General features: G+C 64.4%; 16 protein-coding genes. 10 read left to right on the top strand and 6 right to left on the bottom strand.

Features of this window, described 5'->3' with window-relative positions:
• Positions 1-12 precede the first annotated feature (12 nt).
• The 3 genes from xsc (at position 13) to pta (ending at position 3,902) form a co-directional block, all read left to right on the top strand.
• A complete protein-coding gene (xsc, locus tag GB880_RS14780; protein ID WP_154489785.1) occupies positions 13-1,791 on the top strand; it encodes a sulfoacetaldehyde acetyltransferase in 1,779 nt (592 codons plus the stop codon).
• 102 nt (positions 1,792-1,893) lie between these two features.
• Entirely contained in the window at positions 1,894-2,910 is a 1,017-nt protein-coding gene (locus GB880_RS14775) for a YeiH family protein (RefSeq protein WP_154489783.1), read from the top strand.
• Between the two features lie 5 nt (positions 2,911-2,915).
• Positions 2,916-3,902 (top strand): phosphate acetyltransferase, encoded by a 987-nt coding sequence (pta, locus tag GB880_RS14770; RefSeq protein WP_154489781.1) that lies wholly within the window; start codon positions 2,916-2,918, stop codon positions 3,900-3,902.
• Between the two features lie 62 nt (positions 3,903-3,964).
• Here pta and GB880_RS14765 read toward each other — a convergent pair whose 3' ends face one another.
• The 5 genes from GB880_RS14765 to GB880_RS14745 form a co-directional block, all read right to left on the bottom strand.
• Positions 3,965-4,804 carry an MFS transporter gene (locus tag GB880_RS14765; RefSeq protein ID WP_154489779.1) on the bottom strand — a complete coding sequence of 280 codons (840 nt, stop codon included), beginning with the start codon at positions 4,802-4,804 and terminating at the stop codon, positions 3,965-3,967.
• Between the two features lie 91 nt (positions 4,805-4,895).
• Entirely contained in the window at positions 4,896-6,476 is a 1,581-nt protein-coding gene (locus GB880_RS14760) for an indolepyruvate oxidoreductase subunit beta family protein (protein WP_263467388.1), read from the bottom strand.
• 2 nt (positions 6,477-6,478) lie between these two features.
• Complete coding sequence (locus GB880_RS14755; RefSeq protein ID WP_154489778.1) at positions 6,479-8,623, bottom strand: thiamine pyrophosphate-dependent enzyme; 2,145 nt, start codon at positions 8,621-8,623, stop codon at positions 6,479-6,481.
• Between the two features lie 64 nt (positions 8,624-8,687).
• Complete coding sequence (locus tag GB880_RS14750; protein WP_154489777.1) at positions 8,688-9,089, bottom strand: MarR family winged helix-turn-helix transcriptional regulator; 402 nt, start codon at positions 9,087-9,089, stop codon at positions 8,688-8,690.
• Between the two features lie 140 nt (positions 9,090-9,229).
• Entirely contained in the window at positions 9,230-10,021 is a 792-nt protein-coding gene (locus tag GB880_RS14745; RefSeq protein ID WP_229774239.1) for a cyclase family protein, read from the bottom strand.
• 416 nt (positions 10,022-10,437) lie between these two features.
• On the opposite strand from GB880_RS14745, the gene GB880_RS14740 reads away from it, so the two are divergent.
• The 3 genes from GB880_RS14740 to GB880_RS14730 all read left to right on the top strand — a co-directional run bounded on the left by GB880_RS14740 (position 10,438) and on the right by GB880_RS14730 (position 14,640).
• The gene (locus tag GB880_RS14740) at positions 10,438-11,352 is read left to right on the top strand and encodes a helix-turn-helix domain-containing protein (RefSeq protein ID WP_195840721.1); all 915 of its coding nucleotides are present in this window, start codon (positions 10,438-10,440) and stop codon (positions 11,350-11,352) included.
• 134 nt (positions 11,353-11,486) lie between these two features.
• Complete coding sequence (locus GB880_RS14735; protein WP_154489774.1) at positions 11,487-12,890, top strand: aldehyde dehydrogenase family protein; 1,404 nt, start codon at positions 11,487-11,489, stop codon at positions 12,888-12,890.
• Positions 12,891-12,924: 34 nt separating this feature from the next.
• Positions 12,925-14,640 carry an AMP-binding protein gene (locus GB880_RS14730; RefSeq protein ID WP_154489772.1) on the top strand — a complete coding sequence of 572 codons (1,716 nt, stop codon included), beginning with the start codon at positions 12,925-12,927 and terminating at the stop codon, positions 14,638-14,640.
• Here GB880_RS14730 and GB880_RS14725 read toward each other — a convergent pair.
• Positions 14,637-15,566 (bottom strand): MurR/RpiR family transcriptional regulator, encoded by a 930-nt coding sequence (locus GB880_RS14725; protein ID WP_154550470.1) that lies wholly within the window; start codon positions 15,564-15,566, stop codon positions 14,637-14,639. The genes GB880_RS14730 and GB880_RS14725 overlap by 4 nt on opposite strands.
• A 74-nt stretch (positions 15,567-15,640) precedes the next feature.
• Here GB880_RS14725 and GB880_RS14720 point away from each other — a divergent pair, with 74 nt between their 5' ends.
• Genes GB880_RS14720 through GB880_RS14705 form a run of 4 tightly spaced genes read left to right on the top strand, consistent with a single transcriptional unit; the run spans position 15,641 to position 19,003 of the window.
• A complete protein-coding gene (locus GB880_RS14720) occupies positions 15,641-16,420 on the top strand; it encodes a transporter substrate-binding domain-containing protein (RefSeq protein ID WP_154489766.1) in 780 nt (259 codons plus the stop codon).
• Positions 16,421-16,474: 54 nt separating this feature from the next.
• The gene (locus tag GB880_RS14715; protein WP_154489764.1) at positions 16,475-17,164 is read left to right on the top strand and encodes an ABC transporter permease; all 690 of its coding nucleotides are present in this window, start codon (positions 16,475-16,477) and stop codon (positions 17,162-17,164) included.
• Complete coding sequence (locus tag GB880_RS14710) at positions 17,161-17,898, top strand: ABC transporter permease (protein ID WP_154489762.1); 738 nt, start codon at positions 17,161-17,163, stop codon at positions 17,896-17,898. Before GB880_RS14715 ends, GB880_RS14710 begins: the two co-directional genes overlap by 4 nt.
• Complete coding sequence (locus tag GB880_RS14705) at positions 17,891-19,003, top strand: succinylglutamate desuccinylase/aspartoacylase family protein (RefSeq protein WP_154489760.1); 1,113 nt, start codon at positions 17,891-17,893, stop codon at positions 19,001-19,003. The genes GB880_RS14710 and GB880_RS14705 overlap by 8 nt, the downstream gene beginning before the upstream one ends.
• The last annotated feature ends 1 nt before the right edge of the window (position 19,004 follow it).

The raw sequence follows: 19,004 nt of genomic DNA, 5'->3' as shown, positions 1-19,004 counted from the left end.
GGAGCCATCGCCATGAAAATGACCACCGAAGAGGCCTTTGTTAAGGTTCTTCAGATGCACGGGATCGAACATGCCTTTGGCATTATCGGTTCGGCTATGATGCCGGTCTCGGACCTGTTTCCCAAGGCCGGGATCACCTTCTGGGATTGTGCCCACGAAACCAATGCCGGGCTGATGGCCGATGGCTTCACCCGTTCGACCGGCAAGATGTCGATGGCGATTGCCCAGAACGGGCCGGGGGTGACGGGTTTCGTGACCCCGATCAAGACCGCCTACTGGAACCACACGCCGCTGTTGCTGGTGACGCCGCAAGCCGCCAACAAGACCATCGGCCAGGGCGGGTTCCAGGAAATGGAACAGATGCGCCTGTTCGCGGATTGCGTGTGTTATCAAGAGGAAGTCCGCGATCCTTCGCGCATCCCCGAGGTTCTGAACCGCGTCATCATGCAGGCCTGGCGCAACAGCGCCCCGGCGCAGATGAACATTCCGCGCGACATGTGGACCCAGGTGATCGATGTCGAACTGCCGCAGGTGGTCCGCTTTGAACGGCCGGCGGGCGGCGAAGATGCGGTGGCCGAGGCGGCGCGGCTGCTGTCCGAAGCGCGTTTTCCCGTCATCCTGTCGGGGGCGGGCGTCGTGCTGTCGGGCGCGATCCCCGATCTGGTGCGCCTGGCCGAGCGGCTGGATGCCCCGGTCTGTTCCAACTATCAGCACAATGACAGCTTCCCCGGCAGCCATCCGCTGGCCATGGGTCCGCTGGGCTACAACGGCTCGAAAGCGGCGATGGAAATCATCGCCAAGGCCGATGTGGTGCTGGCCTTGGGAACACGGCTGAACCCGTTCTCGACCCTGCCGGGCTATGGCATCGACTATTGGCCCAAGGATGCGCGCATCATCCAGGTCGACATCAATGCCGACCGCATCGGCCTGACCAAGAAGGTCAGCGTGGGCATCCAGGGCGACGCCGCCAAGGTGGCGCGCGGGATCCTGGCGCAGTTGGCGCCAAGCGCGGGCGATGCTGGCCGGGACGAACGCCGGGCGCTCGTGGCGCAGACGCGGTCCCGTTGGGCGCAGGAACTGTCCAGCCTGGATCACGAGGACGACGATCCCGGCACTGAATGGAACGCCCAGGCCCGCCAGCGCGATGCCGGGCTGATGAGCCCGCGTCAGGCCTGGCGCGCAATCATGCAGGCGGTGCCCGCCGATGCCATCATCAGCAGCGACATCGGCAACAACTGCGCCATCGGCAATGCCTACCCCACCTTCGAGGCGGGGCGCAAATACCTGGCGCCGGGGCTTTTCGGACCCTGTGGTTACGGCTTTCCGGCGATCCTGGGGGCCAAGATCGGCAACCCTGATACCCCTGTTATCGGCTTCGCGGGCGACGGCGCCTTCGGGATCTCGATGAACGAGATGACCGCCTGCGGCCGTGACGGCTGGCCTGCCATCACCATGGTCATCTTCCGCAACTATCAGTGGGGCGCGGAAAAGCGCAACACGACGCTGTGGTATGACAACAACTTTGTCGGCACCGAACTGGACCGCGACACATCCTATGCCCGCATCGCCCAGGCCTGCGGCCTGAACGGCGTGCAGGTGCGCACGACCGAGGAACTGACCGCCGCGCTGCATGAGGCGGTTGATCGCCAGATGAAGGCCCGCGAAACCACCTTCATCGAGGTCCTGCTGAACCAGGAACTGGGCGAGCCTTTCCGCCGCGACGCGATGAAGAAGCCCGTTGTCGTGGCGGGGATCGATCCCGCAGACATGCGCCCGCAGGCAGGCGCCTGATCGCGCGACCGGGCAGGTCAAACTTGCCCGATGCGGCCATGACCTCGCCGGCACGCGCCTGCGCGCGCGTGTCGGACCAACCCCTGCAGTCCGGTGCTGACGATGACCCAAACGATGACCCGCGCGCGTGCGATGCTCGAACAGGCCTTTCCCGGTTTTGCCGTTTCGGCCCTGGTGGCCGCCACGGCGCAGTTCCTGTCCGATCATTATGGCGCCCCGGCGATGCTGCTGGCGCTGCTGCTGGGACTGGCCTTGAATTTCCTGGCCGAGGACGGCACCCGGACCGCCCCCGGCGTCGCCTTTACGGCGCGTTCGGTGCTGCGCCTTGGCGTTGCGCTGCTGGGGGCGCGCATTTCGGTGGACATGCTGGCCGATCTGGGCGCGCGCTCGATCGCGCTGGTCGTGGCGGGGGTGATCCTGACCATCCTGTTCGCGCTGGTCGCCACGCGCTTTGTCGGCCGCAGCTGGCGCTTTGCGCTGCTGACCGGGGGCTCGGTCGCGATCTGCGGCGCCTCGGCCGCCATGGCCATCGCCGCCGTTCTGCCCAAGACCGAAAAGTCGGAGCGCGATCTGGTATTCACCGTGCTCTCGGTGACCGTGCTGTCGACGGTCGCCATGGTGATCTATCCGATGCTGTCCCATGCCTTTGGCTTCACGGCGCGCGATTCCGGGGTGTTTCTGGGCGGCACCATCCATGATGTGGCACAGGTCGTCGGCGCAGGCTTTTCCATCGGGCCCGAAACCGGCGAGACGGCGACCCTGGTCAAGCTGATCCGGGTGTCGATGCTGGCGCCGGTGGTGCTGTGCTTTTCGCTGATCATTCGCGCCCGGGGTCTGGCTGACCCAGACAGCGGCAAGGCGCCGCCGCTGCTGCCGGGCTTTGTCCTGGGCTTCCTGTGCCTGGCGGTGCTGAACAGTCTGGGAATGATTCCGGCCGCCCTGTCGGCGCTTGCGGGCGAGCTGTCCCGCTGGGCGCTGCTGATTTCCATTGCAGCAGTGGGCATCAAGACCTCGCTGAAGAAGATGCTCGAGGTCGGCGGCGGCGCCATCGCGCTGATCGTGGCCGAAACCGTGTTCCTGGGCGTCGTTGTCGTCGCCGGCCTGCATTTCCTGGGATAATCGCCATGAAGCCGATTGAACGCATTTACGAACGCGCTTGGCGTCTGAACCGCCACATCATCCTTGCCGAAGGCGACGATCCGCGCGTGGCCGAGGCCGCGCGCGCGCTGACCGCGCAGGGTTTGGCACGGGTCACGCTGATGGGCGGGCCGCAGATCGCGGGGGTGTCGCGGATCGACCCTGGCCAAGCCCCCGATCTGGCGGAACTTGCCGCCCACTGGGTCGATCTGCGCGCCAGCCGTGGCATGACCATGGAACTGGCCCTGCAAGAAATGCGCGACCCGATCCGCCAGGCCGCGATGCGGGTGCGCCTGGGGCAAGCCGATGGCACGGTCGGCGGGGCGGTCGCCACCACCGCCGACACCGTGCGCGCGGCATTGCAGGTCATCGGCAAGGCGCCCGGCGCGGGCATCGTGTCCAGTTTCTTTCTGATGCTGTCCTGCGGCAAGGATGCGCCGGTGCAGGGCGGCATGATCTTTTCCGATTGCGGCCTGGTGATTTCCCCCGATGCTCAGCAGCTGGCGGCCATCGCGCTGTCGGCCGCCGACAGTTGCCGACAGCTTCTTGACGAGGTGCCGCGGGTGGCGCTGCTGAGCTTTTCGACCGCCGGCTCGGCCGATCACCCCAGCCTGGCGCGAATCCGCGAGGCCCTGGCCATAGTGCGCGCAACCGCACCGGACCTGGAAATCGACGGCGAAATCCAGTTCGACGCGGCACTGGACGATGCGATCCGCGCCCGCAAGGCGCCCGGCAGTGCACTGACCGGGCGGCCCAATGTCTTTATCTTTCCCGATCTTGCGGCCGGAAATATCGGCTACAAGATCGCACAGCGGCTGGGTGGGCTTGTTGCCGTGGGTCCGATCCTGCAAGGGCTGGCCCGGCCTGCAAACGATCTTTCCCGCGGCTGTTCGGTCGAGGATATCATCGCCGCCACCGCCATCACCGCGATCCAGTCTGGCGCAGAGCCTGCCCTGTCATCCCTGGCCGGATGACACCATGACCGTGCTGCGACGATCCGGTATCATTGCCGTTGCCGAGGCGGCCATAAGGGCGATCAGCGCAAAGATGTAGAAATTATAGGCGGGCGGCAGGTCGGCGGCAGCGATTGCCCCGCCGACCAGAAGCAGGCGGTTTCCAGGGCACGGGCGCGTGCAAATATCGTGGCCAGCACCTCGCGCCAACCCGGCTTCTGGCCGTCATTGCGGCGCGGTTGCGGCACTGCGACGCGCCAACGGCGCGCCATCTCCCGCGCGCGGTCACGCTGGCCGCTATTGGACAGCCATTCCAGAGGTTCGGGCAATGCAACGGCAAACAGCGGCAGCATCAGCAGCGGAAAGGCGCCGATCATCAGCATGGTCCGCCAGCCATGGGTTTCGACATAAGCACGGCTGATAAGGGCAGCGGTCAGAATACCGAAGGAATAGCCCGAATACATCAGCCCGTAATTGAAGCTTTTTGATCGGGCCGGGGAGAATTCGGTTGTCAGGGCGGCGGCGCAAGGGACGATGCCGCCAAGACCCAGACCCGCCACGAACCGGCTGATGGCAATGATCTTGGGTGTCGGCGCCATCGCGCTGAAGATCATGCAGGATGCAAACAACGCCAGACAGGTGATGAACAATGGCTTTCGGGCATTGATTTCGCTGAGTGTTCCGGCAAGCAGGCCGCCTGCCAGCATGCCAAGCACGGTGTAGCTGCCGATTGCCCCCACTTGCAGGGGACTGAGCTGCCAGACGGGATCGGCAGACAGGGCCGGCAGGATCGCGCCCAGAACCCCGACATCATATCCTTCGGCAAAAATGGCCAGCCAGCACACGAATATCACAAGATAACTTCTGGCCGGCGAAATTTCCCCGTCCTTCGGGGTATTGCCGGGCGTCGGGTCGGATTGCATCGAGTTTCGCCGTGTCGGGGGGGTGTCATCGGCAGATGCAGGGCTCGGCCGCGCCATGCCCTGGCTGCATTGGTGAAGGCGGCCGATCCGGCTAGGCGGCTCGGGGCGGTTCGGCGAACGAGGCTACTGTGGCAAGCGCGCCTTCCAGCGCCTTGCCCTCCTCGTCGGCAAGGGCCGCGGTGCGCAGGCGCCGCATCCAGTCCGCGGCGTCCGTGCGTCCTTCCAGCAAGGGCAAGGCTTGCATCAGGCGTGCAAATTTTCCCTGTCCCCGGCTGTGCGTGTCCGAATAGCCCTTGATCAGGCGATAATTGGCAAGAACCTCGGCGGCCAGCGCCCGATCGGTGTGGGCAATGCGCAGCGCGGTGTCGAACCAGGCATCCACATGCGCCATCTCGGTCTGATGGCGCAGCAGCGCCCGGCGCCAGCGACGCAATCCTGCCACCAGCCACAGCGCCAGAAAACCGCCCAGACGGTCGCTGCGCAGCCGTCGCCCGCGATCCAGATAGCGGCGATAGAAGGCGGCAGCTTGCGGACGATTGCGCAGCCACGACCCCAGGCGACGGGGCAGGGTGGTGACGAATTCCTCGAAGCGCGGGTGGAAATATTCGGTGACATGCAGCAACTGGTCAGGGGCCGCACGCATTTCCGAACGGATACGCGCCTGTCGTGTGGCCCGCGTTTTCAGATCGGCGACGCGCAGGATGTCGTCATAGCACAGTGCCCGTGCCGCATATTTTGCGGCGGCCAATGTCAGCTCATGCGGCGGCCCATCCCGTTCCAGCACGCGTTCGATCATGTCCAGATATTGATGGCCATAGGCCAGATCCTGGTAATCGACGACCTTTTCCAACCCACGGCCGGCCATATCGCGCACCGCTTCGGGCAAGCGTGCCAGACGTTCCCGCAATCTGTTCCATTCAGGCTGCAATGCCGGCGGAACCTGCGGTGGGGTCGACGGCATGGCAGGCGGGGGGGCGTCGTGGGGCACCGCCGCCCGATCGGTCATCGCAAGATCATAGGCCCGGGAAAAGCCGCGCAGGGATGCTTCGGCCCCCTTGCCGGTGGCGCGGATGACCTGTTCATAGCTTTCGCGCGGGAATGGCAGGGCGCCGGATGCGGCCAGGGCGCCCAGCAGCGTCGCAGAAATCACCGTGCCGCATTCCTGCGCCAGGGCCTCGAGGTCCAGGGCCACCACGCGATCGGCGGCCAGGCCCATGGCCTCGATCACGGTCCGGCTGTCTGCCCGGCCATCGCCAGGGACGATCTTTTCCGACACGGCCGGGATGCGATGGGTCGATGCGATCAGTGTGGTGCGCCCGGGCGTGACAAAGCCGCGCATCACTGCCCGCCCGGCCTCGATCAGTTCGGATGCGATCAGGATGTCGACATCGCCCGGCGCGGGGGCCAGCGCCATCACCGGGGCACGTCCGGTGTCGCGACACATCTCGACATAGTAGATCGTCGCGCCGGTGCGCTGTGCCACCCCCGCCACCGATGTCGATTGTGCCAGGTAACCGTTTGCCTCGGCCACATCGACAATCCAGTTGGTCAGGACGCCGCCGCCCTGTCCCCCCACGGCCAACGCGGCAAGCGTGATGATCCCTTCGCCATCGCTTTCCGGAGAGCGGCGGGCGGCGTGAAAGGGTAGTCCGGGGTCGATGACTGAAGCCATTGTCAAAGCTCGTGAAAAAGGATGCGGCGGGTGCTGCGCCGGTTCTGCAACCAGGCAATGATCCGTGCGGTGCGGCTGGCGCGGCGCCGCTCTGCGGGGCGAGGGTTGATGACCACATCCGCCTGATAGAAGCTCGGGCACAGCACGGCGGCATCGGCAACTTCACCGCAATTGCCGCATCCGACGCAGCTTTGGTCGATCGCGGCCACGGGATCGTCGCGCAGCGGATCGCCGGTGTCGCGCAGCGACAGCGACGGACAGCCCGAAAGGCGCATGCAGGCGTGATCCCCGGTGCAGATATCCGCGTCGATGCCGAAGCGAGGCCGCACGACACGCTCGCCTTCGCGGATCTGGCGCGCGCGCAGCGGTTTTTCGCGGCGCTGACGGTTCAGCATGCATTCCGATGAGGCGATGATGACCTTTGGCCCTTCGACGTCGGATTGCAATGCGTCCTTCAGGGTATCGCGCATCCGGGTGACGTCATAGGTGCGGTCGATCTGTCGCACCCATTTTACACCCATACCCCTGACCGCCTCGGCAATGGGATGCTGGGTCGCCTTGCTGGGATTGTCGGCGCGCGACGACAGGATGTCCTGCCCCCCGGTCGCCGAAGAATAGAAGTTGTCGACAATGACGATGACGCCATCATTTTTGTTGAAAACGGCATTTCCGATCGATGACGTCAGACCGTTGTGCCAGAAGCCGCCATCGCCGACGAACGAGATCGAGCGCTTGCCCTTGGGATCGCTGTTCTGCAACGCCGAGGCTGACGCCGGACCCAGACCGTAGCCCATCGTCGTTGCCCCAAGGTCGAAAGGTGGCATGATGGAAAACAGATGACATCCGATGTCCGATGCGATGTGATGAGGCCCCAGTTCGCGCTCTACCAGCTTGGTTGCGGCAAAGATCGGTCGCTCGGGACAGCCGGTGCAGAACCCCGGCGGGCGGGCTGGCAGCATCGCGGCAAGGTCCGGGGGTGGCGGCTCGTTCGCCGCCACCGCCGTATGTGGCAACATCGTCGGGGCATGGGTCCGCAGGAATTGCAGCAGGCCCTCCAGCATGACCTGGCCGTTGTATTCGCCGCCTTGGGGCAACATGCCCTTTCCTTCAAGGGTGACGCGGGCACCGGCCTGGTAAAGCATGTGGCCGATGGATTGTTCGATGAAATTGGGCTGGCCTTCCTCGACCACCAGAACCGCATCCTTGTCTGTGCAGAATTCGAGGATCTGGCTTTCGACCAGCGGATAGACGGCATTCAGGCACAGCATGTCGATACGGCTGTCGCCATAGATGCTGGCAAGACCCAGGCGGTTCAACGCCCTGATCGTCGTATTGTAAAGGCCGCCCTGAAGGATGATGCCGATGCGGCCCTGACCGTCGCCGAAACGTTCGTTGATGCCGCGTTCCAGGATGAAGCGCTGCGCTGCCGGCCAGCGCCTGGTCAGTTTTTCCTGTTCGTGCAGGAAGCTGGCCGGCGGCAGGACGATGCGTCCAAGATCGCGGCGCGGGTTTTCCAGCGCCTGGGACACCGTCATGCTCGGGCGCTGATTGTCGCGGGCAGTGAAATGTCCGTGGACATGGCATGACCGGATGCGCATTTGCAGCATCACCGGGGTGTTTGACGTCTCGGACAGCTCGAAACCGTCGCCCACGGCGTTCACGATCGATGGCAGGTTCGGGCGAGGGTCCAGCAACCAGACCTGCGATTTCATCGCAAAGGCATGGCTGCGTTCCTGCATGATGGACGAGCCCTCGCCGTAATCCTCGCCCACGATGATCAACGCGCCGCCGGTTACCCCGCCAGACGCCAGATTGGCCAAGGCATCCGAGGCGACATTGGTGCCGACGGTGGATTTGAAGGTCACGGCACCGCGGATGGGATAATGGACCGAGGCCGCCAGCATCGCAGCCGCGGTCGCCTCGTTCGCCGACGCCTGGAAATGCACCCCCAATTCGCCCAGGATGTCCTGGGCATCCGACAGCACGTCCATCAGATGGGAAATCGGACTGCCCTGATAGCCGCCGACATAGCCGACGCCGTTTTCCAGCAATGCCTTGGTGACGGCCAGAATGCCTTCACCGCGAAAGGTTTCGCCGGCGCCCAGCCTCAGTTTCTGGACCTCCTGGACAAAGGATCGTTCGGCCATTGGCTTGCCCTTGCAAGATAGAGGGGATCAAACTGCCGGACCCGCAGCAAGGCCCGGCAATCGGCTAGAAATCATGATGCCGGATGGTCTGCAGCACCCGGGTCAACAGATGATTCAGCAGCCTTTGCTCATCGCTGGACAGATCCTTCAGCATTGCCGCCTGCATCCGTTCCATTTCAGGCCAGACACGACGATGCAGCTCCCGCCCGGCAGATGCGGCATGGATGATGCGGATGCGGCTGTCGGCATCGTCAATGCGGCGTCGGATCAGGCCGGCAGCCTCCATCTGGTCCAGTGCGCGCGACAGGGTTGATTGCTTGATGACCGTCAGGACGGACAGGTTGTTCACCGATTGCGGACCGTGCTCGATCAGCACCGCCAACACCCGCATCTGGATCACCGACACCCCGGTATCACGCAATTCTTCCTCGACCGCGCGGTTGTAGCGGGCCGTGATCCGGTTCATCAGATAGGGCGTGAAGCGTTCGAGGCGGAGAGGGACCGCCCCCTTGTCCTGATGATCGTCTGCAGGGGAAGCGGCGGCGCGCCCTGGCCGGTTTCGGACCAGTTCCGCTGCCTGCGTCTGCGGGGGGGCGGTATCGTGGCTCACGTGGCTGGAACCAGTGCCAAGGCGCGGATCGGAGAGCCGGTGCCGTTCTGGATCTTCAGCGGGGCGGCAATCAGGATCGCCCCCTTCGGTGGCAGCTGGTCCAGATTGACAAGGCTGGCAAGACCATAGCGGTTGTTCTGATGCAGCAGGTGGTGGGCCGGGAAAGGCGGCTGGAATCCGCCCGCCATGCCGGCGTCGGTGCCGATACATTGCGTGCCCCAGCCCAGGATGCCCCGTGACAGAAGGTATTCGATGCAATCCACCGTTGGCCCCGGCGTGTGCGGGCCGGTCTCATCGGCGTTCAGGAAGCTGTCCGCGTCGTGATTGCGCCGGTCCCAGTCGGTTCGCATCAGCACCCATTCGCCGGCGCCTATCGCACCATGCTTTTCCTCCCATGCCTCGACTGCTTCGCGGGTGAGCAGGAAATCGGGGTTTCCGGCGGCTTCGGTGCTGCAATCGATGACATTGACGGCTGCGATGAAATGGGCCGGGTCGATGGTATCGGTTGCGCCATCGGCGTAGTCACGGCCGGTAATCCAGTGTTGCGGCGCATCGAAATGCGTCCCGGTATGTTCGCCCAGTTTCAGCCAGTTCCAAGCCCAGAAAGGCCCGCGCTTGTCATAATGCGAGATGGGGTGAATTTCCACCGGCGGCGTGTCATCCGCCAGTTCGGGCGGCAGCTTCAAGGTCGGGGTCTGCGGCCCCAGGACGGCGGTGCAGTCGACGACGCGAATCTGGCCGCTTGCCAGCGCGGTGGCGAGATCCGCCAAGGTCTGCTGTTGTGTCAATTTTTCCTCCCTGTGGCGACAGGCGCCAGATATATGCAAATGCATATTTCATGATTTTTCAAGTTTGAAATTTCAAAAGAGGCGCAGGGCCGGAAATTATGTTGCCTAACCGGCCGCACTCATGTAAGAAGTGTTGCGCAAGTGGTTGTAAATGTTGCCTGATGGCAGCAAAAGTGAAACCATCACAGATCCTGCGTGGGGGCGAAGACCGACGCGCTGACATTCCGCGGGAAAAGGGTGTCGCGCGAATCGGCTGCAAGACCGCACGCCTTTCGAGGGCACGTGCTCGTGGCCGGAAATGTCAAGTTTTGCAGCGCCGGGGCAGGGTAGTATCCTTCGCTGACGCGCGGCCCGAGTCCGAGGGGCCGACCGGAGCGAAGAGGAGCGTTCCGGGCGCCGAAGAGGGGGGAACTTCGATGATGTGTTTTGACGAATGGAACGCCTGCATCCTTGCCAACTGCGGCCAGTATCACGGCCGGCCGATCCGCGCGCAGCGCGGCGCCATCGGTGATTTTCGGCTGCGACAGCGCCATGGGGTCGATATCGCGGAAATCCGTTGCAGGATCGAGCGTATCGATCGTCAGCGGGCCGGGATCCGCCAGGATGATCGTGAATATCTGTTCCTGCTGATGCAACGCAGCGGTGAAACCTTGGTCACGCATAATGGTCGGCAGGAAATGCTGGCGCCTGGCGATTGCCTGCTGATGGATTCCATGCGCGAGGCCGAACTGAACTTTCAGGGGCGCGATTCGGCGATGACATCTGTGCATCTGCCCCGCGCCCTGTGTCTGGAAGGACGCGGCGCCCTGCCGTTGATCGGCCACCGTCTGGCGGCCAGTCATCCGCTTGCCGTCAGCCTTGCTGCCCTGATTTCCGAGGGGCCTGAGGACGAAGGCCTTCGCATCGCCGGCGACTATGTGTTCGACTTTGTGGCGATGGTATTCCGTCCTCAGAACCGGCCCGGTGGTGCGGCAGCCTTCCGCGACCGCGACGGGCGGTTTCGATTGGCCTGCGACACGATCGAGACCCATCTGTCCGATCCCGATTTTTCGATCGAGCGGCTGGCAGCCCTGGTCAACATGTCACGACGGCAATTGCAGCGCGATTTTTCCGATCATGGCACCACCTTCACCCATTTCCTGGCTGAACGTCGCAGCCGGCTGATTGCCGACCATCTGCGCCGCGCCGCCGCATTGGGGCGAAGGCCGGTGATTGCCGAACTGGCCTTTCGGGCCGGATTCAGCGACCTTTCGCATTTCAACCGGGTCTTTCGTCACCACTATGGCATGACCCCTTGCGATTATTACGCCACCCACGGCCCTCTGTGCTGAGCGATTGATAAAGCTGCGAAATTTTGGCGCGCTCGTCCGCATGGCTGGCGCGTCACGCCAAGACGTCCGGGGAATGCGTCCCTATTCTTAGCGCCGAAGCCGGTCCCGCTGGCCGGCACAGCCGGAGGAAGATCATGGATTACAGGATGCTGATTGACGGGCAACTGGTTTCGGCCGACCGTATGGTCGAGGTCGTGAACCCGGCCACAGAAGAGGTCTTTGCCCGGGTTCCCCACGCCACCGCGGCCGATCTGGATGCGGCGGTCGCCGCGGCCGCACGCGCGCAGCGCGACTGGGCGCAGACCACGATGGCCGAGCGCCGCGCGCGGATCGAGGCGCTGGCTGCCGCCATCGGCGAACAGGCCGAGGATCTGGCCCGCACCATCACCCAGGAACAGGGCAAGCCCCTGCCAGAAGCCATGGGTGAGGTGCAGTGGAGCCAGGGCTATCTGGCCCATACCGCCACGCTGGAATTGCCCGATCGTGTCATTCAGGATGACGACCAGTTCCGCATCGAAACCCGGCACAAGCCGTTGGGCGTGGTCGGGGCAATCATTGCGTGGAACTTTCCGCTGCTGCTGGCATGCTGGAAGATCGGGCCGGCGTTGATGGCCGGTAACGCGCTGGTGCTGAAGCCCGCGCCCACCACGCCGGTCGCGGCCTTGAAGCTGGGCGAGATCTGCGCCCGGATCCTGCCGGCGGGGTTGGTCAACATCCTGACCGATCAGAACGACCTGGGGCCGCTGATGACCAACCACCCCGGCATTGCCAAGATCGGCTTTACAGGCTCGTCCGAAACCGGCAAGCGCATCATGGCCAGCGCCGCCAGCACCATGAAGCGGGTGACGCTGGAAATGGGCGGCAACGACCCTGCCATCGTTCTGCCCGATGTCGATGTGCGCAAGACCGCCGAAAAGATCTATGGCGGCGCTTTCATGAATGCCGGTCAGGTCTGCCTGGCGGTCAAGCGCGCCTATGTTCATGACGCGATCTATGACGAATTCTGCGATGCTCTGGCCGAAATCGCTGCTGCCGCGGTGGTCGATGACGGTCTGAAGCAGGGAACGACCATCGGACCCATCCAGAACAAGGCGCAATACGAAAAGGTCAAGGATTTCCTTGAGGATGCACGTCGCAATGGCCGCATCATCGCCGGCGGAACCGCGCCCGAAGGCAAGGGTTACTTCATTCCCCCGACCATTGTCCGGGACGTGACCGATGGCCACAAGATCGTCGACGAGGAGCAGTTCGGCCCGATCCTGCCGGTGATCCGCTTTGACGACATCGACGAGGTGATTGCGCGGGCCAATGCCTCGGACTACGGGCTGGGCGGATCGGTGCATTCCGCGGATGTGGACAAGGCGGCCGAGATTGCCGGGCGCATTGAATCGGGCACGATCTGGGTGAACCAGCAGCTCAACATCGGGCCGCACATCCCGATGGCGGGGTTCAAGGGTTCGGGCCTGGGCGTTGAGCAATCGGTCGAGGGCTTGACGGAATACACGCAAATCCAGGTAATCAACATCGCACGCGGTTGAACCAGGCCGCGATACCCCTGAACAGGAGGAAGCGATGAGCGATGCGCAACCCGACATGACCGCGCCGCGGGACGGCCTGTCCCATGTGCGCGGCGCGGATCACCCGCCGTTGCAGGAACTGACGATCCCGCAACTGCTGGCGCGGACGGTCGCAGCACACGGGGACCGGCTGGCGGCGGTATTCTGCGACAGCGGTCAACGGTTGAGCTATCGGCAGTTGTCGGCCGAGGTCGACCGCATCGCCGCCGGCCTTCTGGCCCTGGGCATCACCACGGGCGATCGAGTCGGGATCTGGTCGCCCAACCGGCTGGAATGGCTGCTGGTGCAATTTGCCACGGCACGCATCGGCGCCATTCTGGTCAACATCAACCCCGCCTATCGTCTGTCAGAACTGGAATATGCGCTGGCCAAGGTCGGGTGTCGCGCGATCATCGCCGCCAGCCGGTTCAAGAGTTCGGACTATGCCGGCATGCTGCGCGAACTGCTGCCGGAACTGGGGCAGGGCGGCGCATGGCCCACCCCGCGCTTTCCGCATCTGGAGCATGTGATTCTGATGCAGGACGACCCGGGGCCTGGAATGCTGTCCTTTGCCGCGCTGGCGGCGGCGGGGCAGCCAGAACACCATGCGGCGCTGGACGCCATCACCGACAGCCTGTCGCCGCACGATCCCATCAACATCCAGTTCACCTCTGGCACCACCGGCCGGCCCAAGGGGGCGACGCTGTCGCATTTCAACATCGTCAACAACGGAAGCCTGGTCACCGACCGCATCGCGCTGACCCAAGATGATGTGCTGGTGATTCCGGTGCCGCTTTACCATTGCTTCGGCATGGTGATGGGGGTGCTGGGCGCGGTCAGCAAGGGTGCGGCGATGATCTTCCCGGGCGAGGCATTCGACCCCGCCCAGACCCTTGCCGCGATCGAGGCCGAACGGGCCACCGCGCTTTACGGCGTGCCCACGATGTTCGTGGCCATGTTGCAGGAACTGGACCAGAACCCCCGCGACCTGTCCAGCCTGCGCACCGGCATCATGGCCGGCGCGCCTTGCCCGATCGAGGTGATGCGGCGGGTCAACCGCGACATGCACATGCACGAGGTCACGATCTGTTACGGCATGACCGAGACATCTCCGGTATCCTTCCAGAGCTTTGCCGACGATCCCACGGAAAAGCGCTGCGAGACCGTGGGCCGTATCCATCCCCACCTTGAGGTGCGGATCGTCGATGCCCAAGGCCAGACGGTTCCGGTCGGCACGGCGGGGGAAATCTGGACCCGCGGCTATTCGGTCATGGCCGGCTATTGGCAGGATCCCGAGGCCACCGTCGGCGCCATCAGCGATGGCTGGATGCACACCGGCGATCTGGGGGTGCTGGATGAACAAGGCTTCTGCTCGATCGTCGGGCGCGTCAAGGACATGATCATCCGCGGCGGCGAAAACATCTATCCCCGCGAGATCGAGGAGTTCCTGATCGGCCATCCGCAGGTGCGCGACGTTCAGGTGTTCGGCATTCCCGATCAGCGCTTCGGCGAAGAGGTCTGTGCCTGGATCGTTGCCCGCAGCGGCGAACAACCCGATCCCGAAAGCCTGCGCGCCTATTGCCAGGGGCGCATCGCCCATTTCAAGATCCCGCGACATTTCCGCATCGTGCCGGAATTGCCCATGACCATCACCGGCAAGCCGCAGAAATTCGTGATGCGCGACCAGATGGTGCAGATGCTGCGCGACGAGGGCACCCTGCCGGGGGCCTAGCCGGCGGGTCCGCGCACCGGGTCCAGATAGGATGAGAGCAGCGCCGCCAGCCGGCCGGCGCGCTCGATATGCGCGGGGTCCGACAACAGGAACTCGGACAGCAGCGCCTCGATCATGGCAAGCCCCGGAAGGCTCGATGACGACAGATAAGGGTGCTGGGCGGGTGCCAGCAACAGTTGACCGCCCAACTGTGCCAGTGGCGATGCCGGGGAATCCGTCAGCACAACCAGATCGGCGCCCATGCTCTGCCCCGCGCGGGCCAGGTCGGTGATGTCGCTGGAATAGCGCGGGAAAGAGATGGCCAGAAGCACATCGCCGGGCCCGCAGGACATCAGCCTTCCGGCGGCGACCTCGGTGCCGCCGAATTCGACCACGTTGAAGATGCCGTCGCGATAGGGTTGCAGACCCAGCGCCAGCATCGCCGCCAGATGCGCGGACAGGCCAAAACCCAGGATCCAGACCTGACGCGCATCGCGCAACTGGCCCGCGACAGCCCGCAGCGCCGCGATCGTCTGCCCGTCGGTCAATCCCTGCAACTGGTGCAGTGCCGCCGCCAGCGACTGTTCGGCCGGAGCCTGGGCCGCTGCCGATTCGGTCATCCGGCTTTCCAGCTTGGCGACCGGCGCGATCAGCGCATGCACGGTTTCGGCGACTCCGGCCCGAAATTCGCCATAGCCTGTCAGTTGCAGGTCGCGCACATAGCGGCTGATGGTGCTGGTCGATATGCCCGAAACACGCGCCACATCCTCGATGCCATGTGTCGCGACAAATACCGGATCGCGCAGGATGAAATCGGACAGGCTGCGTTGCGACCGCGATCCCTGCTGCAGCCGCGCGACCACCTGCTGACCCAGGGGGGAATCGGCAAAGCGGCGCGCTGCGCCGGCCCCCCAAGACGAAATTTGTGTTGACTGGTCAATTTTCATTTTTATAACTTATGAAAATTAAAAACGCATAACAACCCGGCGCACACCCGCGCCACCCAACAGGAGAGAGAAGGATGCGTCTCAGCGTGATTTCGCTGGCCGTGGCGGCATGTCTTGCCGGCCAGGCCGTGATGGCCGAGGATCTGGTGAAGATCGGTGTCGAGGGGAACTACCCGCCCTTCAGCCAGGTTGCGGCCGATGGCAAGCTCAGCGGCTTTGACATCGACATCGCCAATGCGCTTTGCGCCAAGATGGCGGTCAAGTGCGAACTGGTGCAGCAGGAATGGGACGGGATGATCCCCGCGCTGAATGCACGCAAGTTCGACATGATCGTGGCGTCGATGACCATCACCGACAAGCGCAAGGAGGTGGTCGATTTTTCCGATCCCTATTATGACGTTCCCTCGCGTTTCGTGGCCCGCGAGGGTTCTTTCGCAGGCTACAGCCCGCAGGAACTGGCTGGCAAGACCATCATCGTGCTGCGCAACAGCCCGCGCGCGGAATATCTGGCCGCCAATTATCCCGACAGCAAGCTGCTGCAGGTCGACCGCGAACCCGCCGTCTACATGGAACTGGCGGCCGGGCGCGGCGACATCGCCTTCGGTTCGTCGGTGGTCTCGGCCGAGGCGTTCCTGAAGCAACCCGAGGGCAAGGGCTATGCACAAGTGGGCGAGCCGATCACCCTGACCGACAGCGTCGATGGCGGCGTGGGCATCGCCATCCGCAAGGGCGAGGCCGAGCTGGCGGGCAAGGTCAACAAGGCGCTGGCCGAAATCATGCAGGACGGCAGCTACGCCAAGATGGCCTCGAATTACTTCGATTTCGACATCACCCCGGCACACGCCCGCAACTGAGGCGCTAATTGCCCCGCGGTGCCCGCCGCGGGGCCTTCCCGCCGGAGAGTGACCATGTTTCAGGGCTATCTGCCCATGATCCTGGACGGGCTGCGCGTCACCCTGTCGGTGGCCGGCGTGTCGCTGGCCATTGCCAGCCTGTTCGGGATGCTGGGCGCGACCGCCAAGCTGTCGCATTCGCCACTGCTGCGCGCAGTGGCCGAAACCTATACCACCGTCGTGCGTTCGCTGCCCGATCTGCTCTTGATGCTGATCGTGTTCTATGGTGGTCAGATCCTGTTGAACCGCCTGACCATGGCGCAGGGCTGGCCGCAGATCGACGTCAATGCCTTTGTCGCCGGCACGTTGACGCTGGGCTTTGTCTTTGGCGCCTATCTGACCGAAACCTTTCGCGGCGCCATCCTGGCGGTCCCGCGCGGCCAGATCGAGGCAGGCCTGGCCTGCGGGCTGAAGCGGCGACAGGTGCTGTTCGACATCCTGCTGCCGCAGATGGTGCGCCATGCCATTCCCGGCTTTACCAACAACTGGCTGGTGATGCTGAAGGCCACGGCGCTGGTCTCGATCATCGGGCTGGATGACATGGTGCATCGCGCCTCGCTGGCCTCGGCGGCGACGCGCGAACCCTTTACCTTCTACGCGCTGATCGGGGCCATCTATCTGGCGGTGACCACCGTTTCGATCCTGGGGCTGGGTCTGGTCGAGCGGCGATTTTCCCGAGGCGTCCGGCAGGAGGCGGTGCGATGATCAACTGGTCGATCGTGATCGAGATGCTGCCCGACTTCTTGCGCGGCATGCAGATGACACTGATCCTGCTGGTCACCGCGGCAGTTTCCGGCCTTGTGCTGGCAGTGCCACTGGCGATGGCGCGGGCTTCGGTGCGGCCCTGGGCGCGCTGGCCGGTGTTCGGCTTTACCTATGTCATCCGCGGCACGCCGTTGCTGGTGCAGCTGTTCGTGATCTATTACGGTTTGCCGCAGTTCGCCGCCATCCGCGAAAGCGCGCTTTGGCCGCTGCTGCGCGATCCCTGGTTCTGTGCCTGGCTTGCATTCACGCTGAATACGGCGGGTTACACCACCGAAATCTTTGCCGGCGCCATCCGCACCACACCGGCCGGGGAAATCGAGGCTGCCCGGGCCATGGGACTGACCCGCCTGCAGGTGCTGCGCGACATTTTCTGGCCGGGTGCCTGGCGGCGCGCGCTGCCGCAATACGGTAACGAGATCGTGCAGCTGATGCATGCCACCGCCCTGGCCAGCACCGTGACCATTGTCGAAATCCTGCGCGTCGGCCGCGACGTCTATACCAATTATCTGGTGCTGCCGGAAAGCTTTGGCATGGCCGCCGTGTTCTATCTGTTGCTGACCCTGATCCTGACCCGGCTGTTCCGGTTGCTGGAGCGTCACTACCTGCGCCACCTGGACCCCCGGGCCAGCGCCACACCCGCCGTTGCAACCACACAGGAGCCCGCGCATGCGTGAACGCAATTTCAGCTTTGACGGGCGCGGCGCCGGCAGCCGTCATCAGGTGACAACGCTGGCCTTTGGCCAACCCGGTGCGCGGCCGCATGTGCATGTGCAGGGTGGACTGCATGCCGATGAGGGGCCGGGGATGATGGTGGCGCGTCTGCTGGCCGACCGGCTGGCCGAGGCCGAGGCCGCCGGTCAGATCCGGGGGGCGGTGACCGTGGTGCCCTTTGCCAATCCGCTTGGGCTGGGGCAGGTGCTGCATGGCGATCATTCCGGGCGCTTCGACCTTTACGACGGGCGAAATTTCAATCGCGACTATCCCGACCTGACCGAGGCCGCCGCCGAAAACCTGCAAGGTCGACTGGGGCAGGACGCGGCAGCGAATGCGGCGCTGGTCCGACAGGCATTGCGGCAGGCGCTTTCCGGGCTACGCCCGGTTGGTCCGGCCGATGTGCTGCGCCATCACCTGATGGGCCAGGCGCTGGATGCGGATGTGGTGCTGGACCTGCATTGCGATGGCGAGGCGGCATTGCATCTTTATACCCAGCCGCAGGCCTGGCCCGCGATGCAGCCGCTGGCAGCCCTGACCGGCTGCGTGGCCGTGCTGCTGGCCGAGGTGTCGGGCGGCAACCCCTTTGACGAGGCGCTGAGCCATCCCTGGGCTGCGCTGGCCGCGCGCTTTCCCGACCACCCGATCCCCTATGGCTGTGCCAGCTGCACGCTGGAACTGCGTGGTCGCGCCGATGTGTCGCGCCGGCTTGGCGCTCAGGATGCCGATGCGATCTTTCGCTATCTGCAACATCTGGGAGTGATCGCGGGCACGACCGAGGTGCCCGAAGCGACTTGCCAGCCCACGCCCCTGTCGGGGTCCGAGGCGCTGATTGCCCCCGTCGCCGGCCTGCTGTCCTATTGCGTCGACCCGGGCACATGGGTCGGCACCGGACAGGTGGTCGCCGAAATCACCGATCTGGAAAGCGGCGCGGTCTGCGCCGTCACCGCCTCGACCTCGGGTGTGTTCTATGCACGCCCCGCCACCCGCATCGCCGAAGTCGGCAAACGACTGGGCAAGATTGCCGGAACCGTCCCGTTTCGCGACGGCCCGCTGCTGAGCCCCTGAG

Origin of the sequence: Paracoccus sp. SMMA_5_TC, assembly GCF_009696685.2 — a bacterium.
Lineage (GTDB): Bacteria > Pseudomonadota > Alphaproteobacteria > Rhodobacterales > Rhodobacteraceae > Paracoccus.
This window is presented reverse-complemented; position numbering and strand designations above follow the sequence as displayed.